The sequence below is a fragment of the Arthrobacter agilis genome (assembly GCF_002953615.1).
Taxonomy (GTDB): Bacteria; Actinomycetota; Actinomycetes; order Actinomycetales; family Micrococcaceae; genus Arthrobacter_D; species Arthrobacter_D agilis_B.
In genome coordinates, this window is the sequence record NZ_CP024915.1 from 1591259 (window position 1) to 1601077 (window position 9819).

Here is a 9819-nt window from a genome sequence, read left to right on the forward strand (position 1 = left end):
CCCGCCACGGTCACACCCACTCCCACGGTCGCTCCCGTACCCGTCGCGACGTCGGTCGCTCCCGTGGCGACCGCCTCGGCCAGTCCGACCCCGCGGCCCAGCCGGTCGAGCACCCGCACGCCCTCGAGCAGCCCGGAGGCTGCGGTCGACGAGGAGCGCACGTCGTCCCTGGCACCCGCCGCCTGGATCGGAGCCGGCGTCGTCGCCGTCGCGCTCGCCGTCATCGGTGTGCTGGCCGCGCGCCGACGCGGACGCCACCAGTCCTGACGCCCGAGCGCTGCCGGTAAGGTGCGATTTGTGAAAAATCTTCTGGTCACCGGCGGCGCCGGCTTCATCGGGTCCAATTTCGTCCACTACCTGATGGAGCACACGGAAGTCTCCGTCACGGTGCTGGACAAGATGACCTACGCAGGCAACCACGCCTCGCTCGAAGGACTGCCCGCCGACCGCTTCGAACTGGTGGTCGGGGACATCGCGGACGCCGCCGTGGTGGATCCGCTGACCGAACGGGCCGACGCCGTCGTGCACTATGCGGCGGAGTCGCACAACGACAACTCGCTGCACGACCCCCGGCCCTTCCTGGACACGAACATCATCGGCACCTACACGCTGCTCGAGGCCGCGCGCAGGTTCGGCACAAGGTTTCACCACATCAGCACCGACGAGGTGTACGGCGACCTCGAGCTCGACGATCCCGCACGCTTCACCGAGAGCACGCCCTACAACCCCTCGAGCCCGTACTCGTCGACGAAGGCCGGCTCGGACCTGCTGGTGCGCGCCTGGGTCCGCTCCTTCGGCGTCCGGGCGACCATCAGCAACTGCTCCAACAACTACGGGCCGTACCAGCACGTGGAGAAGTTCATCCCGCGCCAGATCACGAACGTGATCGACGGCGTCCGTCCCAAGCTCTACGGCGAGGGTCTGAACGTGCGCGACTGGATCCACGCGAACGACCACTCCTCGGCCGTATGGACGATCCTCGACAGGGGAGAGATCGGACACACTTACCTGATCGGGGCCGACGGCGAGCGGAACAACAAGGATGTCGTGGAGCTGATCCTCACGGAGATGGGCCTGCCCGCCGACGCGTACGACCACGTGGTGGACCGCGCCGGCCACGACCTGCGCTACGCCATCGACTCGACGAAGCTGCGCACCGAACTCGGCTGGAGCCCGCAGTTCCACCACTTCGAGCAGGGCCTGCGCGACACCATCGCCTGGTACCGGGACAACGAGGACTGGTGGCGTCCGCAGAAGGCAATCACCGAGTCCAGGTACACCGAGCTGGGGCAGTGACGATGGGCCCCACCTTCTCGAAGCCGCTGGCCGCGCGGGAGACGCCGATCCCCGGCGTCGTGCTCTTCGACCTTCCCGTCCACGGTGACAACCGGGGCTGGTTCAAGGAGAACTGGCAGCGCGCCAAGATGACCTCTGCCGGGCTCGCCGATTTCGGTCCCGTGCAGAACAACATCTCGTTCAACGAGACCGCGGGCACCACCCGCGGGATCCATGCCGAGCCGTGGGACAAGTTCATCTCGGTCGCCACGGGACGCGTGTTCGGGGCCTGGGTGGACCTGCGCGAGGGGCCGTCCTTCGGTGCCGTCTTCACGGCCGAGCTGGATCCGTCGACGGCGATCTTCGTTCCACGAGGCGTCGGCAACGCGTTCCAGACCCTCGAGGACGGGACCGCCTACACCTACCTGGTCAACGACCACTGGTCGGCCGACGCACAGGACCAGTACGTGTTCCTCAACCTCGCGGACGAGACGGCCGCCATCGACTGGCCCATCCCGCTGGGCGATGCGGAACTGTCCGAGAAGGACCGGAAGCACCCGCGCCTTGCCGAGGTCACGCCGCTCGCCCCGCGCAGAATGCTCGTCGTCGGTGCCGACGGGCAGCTCGGCCGGGCGCTCCGCGGCGCCCTCGCGGACCAGTCCTCCGTCGAATTCGCCGGACGCGCCGAGCTCGACCTCCTCGCTGGCGACCTCGACGGCGCACGACCCTGGGCGGCCTACGACACCATCATCAACGCGGCCGCGTACACCGCCGTCGACGCCGCCGAGACACAGGAGGGCCGCGCGGCCGCCTGGGCCGTCAATGTCTCCGGCGTGGCAGCACTCGCCCGGGTGGCCGCCGCCCACCGCCTGACCCTCGTCCACATCTCGAGCGACTACGTGTTCGACGGATCGCGGGAGCTCCACGACGAGGGGGAGCCCTTCAGCCCACTCGGTGTCTACGGACAGACGAAGGCGGCAGGCGACGCGATCGTCGCGACCGTGCCGCGCCACTACATCCTCCGCACCAGCTGGGTCATCGGGGAGGGCAGCAACTTCGTCCGGACGATGGCGGGCCTCGCAGGCCGGGGCATCTCGCCGAGCGTGGTGAACGACCAGATCGGCCGCCTCACCTTCACCGGGGACATCGCCGGTGCCATCCTGCACCTGCTCGGCACGGGAGCGCCGTACGGCACCTACAACGTGACCAACGACGGTGACGCGCAGAGCTGGGCGGACATCGCGGCCGAGGTGTACGCACTCGCCGGCAGGGATCGCACCGACGTCACAGGCGTCAGCACGGCGGAGTACTTCGCGGGCAAGGATGCTGCGCCGCGGCCCCTGCAGAGCACGCTCGACCTGTCCAGGATCAAGGCATCGGGCTTCGCGCCGGCCCCGGCTTCACAGCGACTCGGCGCCTATGTCCGCGCACTCACCGGCTAGGATCTCCGGCGGGCTGGGCGGTCCTCTCAGCCCGGCCCCGTATCATTGACCCGAATCCGACCCGACCACAGCTCTTCGACTGGGGACCCCGATGGCACTGAACGACACCGACGCGCCCGTGAAACGAAGGCGTCAGCGCCATCCCGTGCGCACCACCCTGCTGGTCTTCGGTGCCCTCGTCGTCGTCGCCGCCCTCGTGGCCGGCGGCTACCTGTTCTCGCTCGCGCGATCCTTCGATGCAGGGTCCGAGACGATCGAGACGGCCTTCCCCGCGGAGGAATCTCGCCCCACGGTGGCCCCCGAGGCCGAGGGTGCGGTCAACATCCTGCTGCTCGGGAGCGATTCACGGGCGACGCCGGAAGAGCTGGGTGATACGGCATCCACTGATCCTTCGGACAGCCGCGCGGACACCATGATGCTGATGCACATCCCCGCGGACCGCCAGGACATCCAGGTCATGTCCATCATGCGGGACACCTGGACGGACATCCCGGGGCACGGTGAGGCCAAGGTCAATGCCGCCATGGCTCTCGGTGGCGTACCGCTCGTGGTGCAGACCGTCGAAGGCCTGTTCGGCACACGTATCGACCACGTTGCCAGTATCGACTTCGAGGGGTTCAAGGGCCTCACGGACGCTCTTGGCGGGGTGCAGGTGGACAATCCTGTCGCGTTCCAGTCGAGCGGCAGCGAGGGCGAGTCCTTCGCGGCGGGACCGATCACGCTGCAGGGCGAGTCGGCGTTGAAGTTCGTCCGCGAGCGCTATGCGTTCAGCGACGGCGACTACCAGCGGGTGAAGAACCAGCAGCTGTTCGTCAAGTCGGTCATCAGCAAGGTGCTCACCGCGGATACGCTGACCAATCCGCAGAAGGTCTACGAGGTCGTCGACCAGGTGTCGCCGTTCGTGGCCGTGGACTCATCCCTCGACGCCGGGGCAGTCGGATCGCTGGCCGTGTCGCTCCGCGGCGTGCGAGGCGGCGACATCGACTTCTTCACGCTGCCCAACCTCGGGACCGGCACCTCGGCGGACGGGCAGTCGATCGTGATCAAGGACGACGCCGCCATCGCGCAGGTTGCCGAGGCGCTGCAGGGCGACACCCTGGCCGACTACCTGGCGGCCAATCCGGAAGCCTCGTCGTGACGCGCGCAAGGGCGGCGCGGCGGACAGTAGGGGCTGCGCTGCTCGGGCTGTCCCTCCTGATGGCGCCTGTGGCGCCTGCGGTGGCTGACGAGCTCCCTCCTGCAGATCCCGCTCCAGTCACGCCCGGGCCGGTCACACCCGCTCCCGTCACCCCCGCTCCGGTCACCCCTCCGCCAGTAGTGGTCCCCGCGCCCGCCCCCGCGCCGGCCCCAGCCCCCGCGCCGGCGCCCGCTCCGGCCCCTGCGCCCGCTCCCGCACCTGCACCTGCACCGACTCCGTCGCCGGAGCCGTCGCCGACAGAAGATCCCGCACGTGATGTCGATCCGGCGACGGGCTTCCAGATCGACCCCGGAACGGGATGGCTCATCCACCCGCCCACCGGATTCCTCATCGAGCCGGGAACGAACGTCCTGGTGATCCCCGGGTCCCTCGCCTACACCTCGTTCCGTTGGGATCCGGCGACCGACCTGGTGGAGGACATCCAGGAGGAAGAGGAGGAGGAGGAGTCGCCGTCGCCGTCTGCCTCGCCGTCGACAGGGCCGAGCACGACGCCGACCGCAAGGCCGACGACGGAGAAGCCGACACCGACAGCGCCCGCCCGTCCCGTCGCGACACCTACAGCGTCCGCAACGGATGCAGCGGTGGCCAACTCGGACATGGACCAGGCCTCCAGCCAATCGATCGGCACGCATCCGGTGACCCGGGTGCTCGTCATCCTCCTGCTCCTGGTGCTCGGTGCGCTGTACTACAGGAGGCTGCGGTCCAATCAGGCCGCTCGATGACGCTATCGTCCCGGGTAGCGCTAGGATGAGCGGGATAATCTGGTCTCGATCCGCGCTTGGGGGTTAGTCGGTTGCGCGTCATGCTCCTCACGCACTCCTATGCTCCTGAACACAGCCCTCCGCAGCGCCGCTGGACGCAGCTCGTCCGCTCTTTCCGGGCGGCGGGCTGGGAGATCGACGTCGTGACCCCCGTGGCGCACGCCCCGCACGGCAGGCGGACCCTCGCACGGCGACAGGCGGGCCGCCCCTTCCGGACCGACCTCGGCGATTTCGGCGAGAAGATCCGCCGGGTGCCTTTCCTGTGGCACCGGACCACCCGGAGCGGACGGCTCATCAACCACCTGTTCTCGGCTGCGATGAGCATCCCGGCCGCAGCGCTCGCGCCCCGGCCCGACGTCGTCATCGTCACCGTGCCGAGTCTTCCCATCCTGGGGGCGGGATTCGTCGTCGCCCGCATGCTGCGGCGGCCCCTGGTCGTCGACATGCGCGATGCCTGGCCGGACATCGCCCGGGATGCACGAATCGTGCGTGGGAGCGCGAAGAGTCTCGCCGAGCGGGCGATCATCGCCATCCAGGACCGCGCGGACCTCGTGGTGACGGTGACGTACGGCTTCGCGCACACCCTTCGCGAGCGCGGGCTCAAGAACGTCGCGACGGTCACCAACGGCATCGACATGGCGTCCATCAGGCCCCTGGGTCCCCCTGCCAGCCGGCAGGACCGGCTCGAGGTCCTCTACCTGGGGAACCACGGCGAAAGCCAGCGGCTCGACGTCCCTATCCGGGCCGCGGCCCTCGTCGGTCCGAGGATGCGGCTCACGCTCGTGGGTCACGGCGTGGAGCGGAACGGGCTCATGGCCCTCGCGAGGCAGCTCGATGCCCCCGTCGAGTTCCATCCTCCGGTCCACGGCCCTCAGATCATGGACTACTACGAGCGCGCGGACAGCTGCATCGTCACGCTGCGGGACGACTGGAAGTCCTTCGACACCACCATCCCCTCGAAGACCTACGAGGTGCTGTCGGTGGGCCGTCATGTCACGGGCATCGTCAGGGGAGAAGCACGCAGCATCCTCGAGGAGGCGGAGGCCGGGCACGTCGTGGCCTCCGAGGCCAGGGCGGTCGCCGATCTGTGGATCACCCTCGCCGAGAACCGTGAACTGCTCCGGGTCGGTGTGCAGGGGAGGATCTGGGTGGAGAACAACGCCAACGTCCAGGCCCTGAGCCGCACCTACATCGACCTCCTCACCGAGGTAGCGGGGCAGCCCCGCCGGTGAGAGCAACCCGACTGATCGGCAACGTCCGGCTCGCCGCGTCGACCGCTGTGGCCCATCTCAGCGACGATCCTGTTCTTCTCGCCATGCAGGTCAGCCGCAGGCTTCCCGACGGCCTGGTCCGCCGGGTAGCGGGCGCAACCGGCAGGATATCCGCGGCTCCGTGGATCCACCTGCCGGTCGTGGAGGCGCTGTGCGCCCACCTGCTGGGCCGGAGCGCCACCGTGGGCTCGATCCTCCACAGAGCTGCTGCCGGCGGCACTCCCGCCGGATCCGCGCGCCGCCTGGCCGACGTCGCACTCGCGGCAGGCATGCTCGACGAGGCCGACGCGCTCCTGGCCCTTGCCGGCTCCGGTCCTGCAGCGGCAGGCCAGCGGGCGCGCCGGTACTGGTACGACGGCGCCATGACCGGCGCCGTCCACGTCCTCCGGGAAGCAGGACGGAAGCGGCATGCGGAACGGCTTGCCGGCGAGGTGCGTGTCTTCGAGGGCTGGACGCCGACCCTCGGCGACGTGGAAGGCTACGAGCCGGCGGGAAGGACGGTCCTCCACCTTCTGACCAACTCGCTGCCCCATACCGGGAGCGGCTACGCACAGCGCACCCACTCCCTCCTCACGGCGCAGGCCGACGCCGGCTGGACCGTGCACGCGGCAACCCGGATCGGCTACCCGGTTCAGGTGGGGGAGCTCCTCGCGGACGACGTGGACCTGCTGGACGGCGTCAGCTACCACCGCCTGCTTCCCGTGCCGATGGCAAGGGGTTTCGACGAGCGCCTGCAGCAGCAGGCCGAAGAGCTCCTCCAGCTCGCCCTGGACCTCCGACCGTCCGTCCTGCATGTGACAACGCCCTTCCTGAACGGGATCGTGGTGGAGCAGGTGGCGCACGCCCTGCGCATTCCATGGGTCTACGAAGCGCGTGGCCAACTGGCTGACACCTGGGCCTCCACCCGCCCGGCACACGTGAAAGCCAGCGAACGCTATAAGCTCTTCACTGATCGAGAAGCACAGGTGATGCGCAATGCCAGCCTCGTGGTGACCTTAGGTGAGGCTATGAAGCAGGGGATTATGCGTAGCGGAGTGCCGCAGGAAAAGATCCTGCTGAGCCCCAACGCGGTGGGCGACGAGTACCTGGAGGACCCCCTGTCCTCGGCTGAGGCGCGGCGCCTGCTGGGTCTGCCCGAAGACGGGGTCCTCGTCGGCACCGTCAGCAGCCTCGTCGACTACGAGGGACTGCACACCCTCCTCCGGGCAGTTGCGCTGCTCGTTCCGACCCACCCCGAACTCCGCTGCCTGATCGTTGGCGACGGCGCCGCGGCACCGTCGCTGAGGGCCCTTGCCGTCGAGCTGGGCATCGCGTCGCTGGTGACCTTCACCGGTCGTGTTCCCCGACACCAGGCGCGGTCCTATCACCAGGCCCTGGACATCTTCGTGGTTCCCCGCCGGGACCTCGACGTCACCAGCGCCGTCACGCCGCTCAAGCCGGTGGAAGCGATGGCATGTGCCCGCCCCGTCGTCGCGAGCGACCTGCCGGCCCTCCGCGAGATCGTGCGGGACGGCGTCACCGGTCTGCTGGTGCGGCCTGAGGATCCGGACCAACTCGCCGGGGCGATCCGGCACCTGGTGGACGACGAGTCGGTCCGTGTCGGCTTCGGCGCGAGTGGGCGTGCAGAAGTACTGGCGACGCGCATCTGGTCGCACAATGCGTCGGAGCTCTCCGACGCCTACCAGCACCTGGAATTGTCCTCCTGATGGCGAATGGTGCCCAGGACGGGCAGGCGACGCCAGGACCAGCCGGCGTGGAGGTGGTGCCCGTCTCGACGGCGGGGCTGCTGCGTATCGGAGCCCGGCCCGGCCTCCTCGAATACCTGAAGCAGATCTGGAGCCACCGAGGCTTCATCGTCTACGATGCGCGCGCCAGGGTGAGCAGCGGCAACAGGAGGGACCGTCTGGGCAGTGCCTGGATGATCCTCAATCCGATCCTCAACGGTCTGACCTTCTACCTCATCTTCGGATTGCTGCTGAACACGAGCCGGGGCATCGAGAACTTCATCGGCTACCTGATCATCGGCGTCTTCCTCTTCCAGATCAGCGCGAGGGCGATCACCAACGGAGCCCGGTCCGTCCAGGCGAACAAGGCCGTCATCCAGGCCTTCAACTTCCCGCGGGCCACGCTGCCGATCTCGGTGAATGTGCGTGAGATCCTCGCCTCGGTGCCGGTACTCATCACCATGCTGATCCTCATCCTCATCTTCCCGCCGGCCGAGGACATCACGTGGCGATGGCTCCTGATCCTCCCGGCGCTCTTCCTCCAGGCGGTCTTCAACCTCGGAGTGGGGCTGATTCTCGCCCGGATGATCTCGCGCATCAACGACATCACCCATTTGTTGAGCTTCGCGCTGCGGGTGTGGATGTATGCGTCGGCGGTGTTCTTCTCCTACGAGCGCTTCATCGAGCACGAAACACTCCTGACGATCGTCAAGCTCAATCCGTTGTTCAACGTCCTCGACATCGTCCGCGATTGCGTGCTGTACGCCACGCTGCCGTCCTGGGAATCCTGGGCGATTCTGGCCGCATGGGCCTTCGGCATGCTGATCATCGGCATCGTGTTCTTCTGGAAGGCAGAGGAATCCTATGTCCGAGAATAAGCAGGATGGCGACGGCGGGCGCATCCGTCCGACGGTGGTCGTCCACAAGGTCAGCATGCGCTACCACGTACCCTCGACCGAGGCGCACCAGGCAGTACCCGGTGGCGGGGTCGGCGGGCTGGCACGGAAGTTGCTCGGCCGGACCCCGCTCGTTCCGGTGGATGCCCTGAAGACCCTGTCCCTCGTTGCCCAGCACGGAGAGTCGATCGGCATCGTCGGACGCAACGGTTCGGGGAAGAGCACGCTCATGCGGCTCATCAGCGGGCAGAGCAACCCGACGAGGGGAGCGGTCTACGCGTCGAGCATTCCCGTGATGCTTGGGGTCAATGCAGCCCTGGTCCCGGAGCTGTCGGGAGATCACAACATCATCCTCGGGTGCCTTGCCATGGGACTTACCCGGGCGGAGATCGACGACAAGTTCGAGTCGATCGTCGACCTGTCCGGATTGGAGAAGGCGATCCACCTCCCCATGCGGTCCTACTCGTCCGGGATGTCCTCGCGGCTGCGCTTCGCGATCGCCGCCAGCGTGGACCCCGAGATTCTCCTGATCGACGAGGCCCTCAATACCGGAGACGCCCAGTTCCGCGAACGCAGCAAGGAGCGGATGAACGAACTCCGAGCCAAAGCGGGGTCCGTTTTCCTCGTGAGCCACAGCCTGGGCACCATCAAGGAGATGTGCACCCGTACCCTATGGCTGGACCAGGGCGATCTCGTGATGGACGGGGACCCGGCGCTGGTCACCGCGGCCTATCTGGAGTACACGCGCCAGCTCACCAAGGGGAACTTCGACACCGCGGCGACGTTACGTGAGGAAGCACGAAGCACCCTGGTCGTCACCGAGGTGGAAACCCAGGGTTCGGGGCGCAGGAAGGCATGATCGGCGGCGTTCCAGCCACTCCGGCCCACCTCCGTCGTGCACTCTGGCATCTGCGCCATGGGGGGCTGAAGCAACTCCGGACCTGGAGCGCCAGGGAGAAGGCCGATCTTTCCCACGCGATTCCCGGTGGACTGCGCGGGGCAGAGGGAGCCTGGAGTGGACGGGGGAGCCGCAGGCACCTTTCGTTCGCGGCGATGCCCGCCGGCCGCAGGCCTCCCCGTCGAAGTGAACTCCGCGTAGGGGTCATCCTCGACGAGTTCTCGTCATTTGCCTTCGGGTACGAGTGGAGCCTGGTGCCCCTCGACCCGCGCCGCTGGCAGGAGCAGTGCGAGGCCGAACGCCTGGACTTCATCTTCGTCGAGTCCGCCTGGTCCGGCAATGGCAGGCTATGGC

General features: G+C 68.0%; 8 protein-coding genes and 1 pseudogene. All 9 read left to right on the forward strand.

The window, feature by feature from the left end; translation table 11 throughout:
* Nucleotides 1-267 (forward strand): annotated as a pseudogene (locus tag CVO76_RS07665) (hypothetical protein); the annotation flags it as partial.
* A gap of 30 nt (nucleotides 268-297) precedes the next feature.
* Nucleotides 298-1296, forward strand: coding sequence for a dTDP-glucose 4,6-dehydratase (gene rfbB / locus CVO76_RS07670; protein ID WP_208741542.1), 999 nt, complete (start codon nucleotides 298-300; stop codon nucleotides 1294-1296).
* Nucleotides 1297-1298: 2 nt separating this feature from the next.
* Nucleotides 1299-2717 carry a sugar nucleotide-binding protein gene (locus CVO76_RS07675; RefSeq protein ID WP_208741543.1) on the forward strand — a complete coding sequence of 473 codons (1419 nt, stop codon included), beginning with the start codon at nucleotides 1299-1301 and terminating at the stop codon, nucleotides 2715-2717.
* A 91-nt stretch (nucleotides 2718-2808) separates the two neighbouring features.
* Nucleotides 2809-3855 (forward strand): LCP family protein, encoded by a 1047-nt coding sequence (locus CVO76_RS07680; protein ID WP_208741544.1) that lies wholly within the window; start codon nucleotides 2809-2811, stop codon nucleotides 3853-3855.
* Between the two features lie 641 nt (nucleotides 3856-4496).
* Nucleotides 4497-4637 carry a hypothetical protein gene (locus tag CVO76_RS07685; RefSeq protein ID WP_208741545.1) on the forward strand — a complete coding sequence of 47 codons (141 nt, stop codon included), beginning with the start codon at nucleotides 4497-4499 and terminating at the stop codon, nucleotides 4635-4637.
* An 80-nt stretch (nucleotides 4638-4717) separates the two neighbouring features.
* On the forward strand, nucleotides 4718-5908 hold the full coding sequence (locus CVO76_RS07690) for a glycosyltransferase family 4 protein (RefSeq protein WP_208741546.1): 1191 nt from the start codon (nucleotides 4718-4720) through the stop codon (nucleotides 5906-5908).
* Nucleotides 5905-7653 (forward strand): glycosyltransferase, encoded by a 1749-nt coding sequence (locus tag CVO76_RS07695; protein ID WP_244186266.1) that lies wholly within the window; start codon nucleotides 5905-5907, stop codon nucleotides 7651-7653. The genes CVO76_RS07690 and CVO76_RS07695 overlap by 4 nt, the downstream gene beginning before the upstream one ends.
* The gene (locus CVO76_RS07700; protein ID WP_208741547.1) at nucleotides 7653-8549 is read left to right on the forward strand and encodes an ABC transporter permease; all 897 of its coding nucleotides are present in this window, start codon (nucleotides 7653-7655) and stop codon (nucleotides 8547-8549) included. The genes CVO76_RS07695 and CVO76_RS07700 overlap by 1 nt, the downstream gene beginning before the upstream one ends.
* The gene (locus tag CVO76_RS07705; protein ID WP_208741548.1) at nucleotides 8536-9426 is read left to right on the forward strand and encodes an ABC transporter ATP-binding protein; all 891 of its coding nucleotides are present in this window, start codon (nucleotides 8536-8538) and stop codon (nucleotides 9424-9426) included. The genes CVO76_RS07700 and CVO76_RS07705 overlap by 14 nt, the downstream gene beginning before the upstream one ends.
* Nucleotides 9427-9819: the final 393 nt, after the last annotated feature.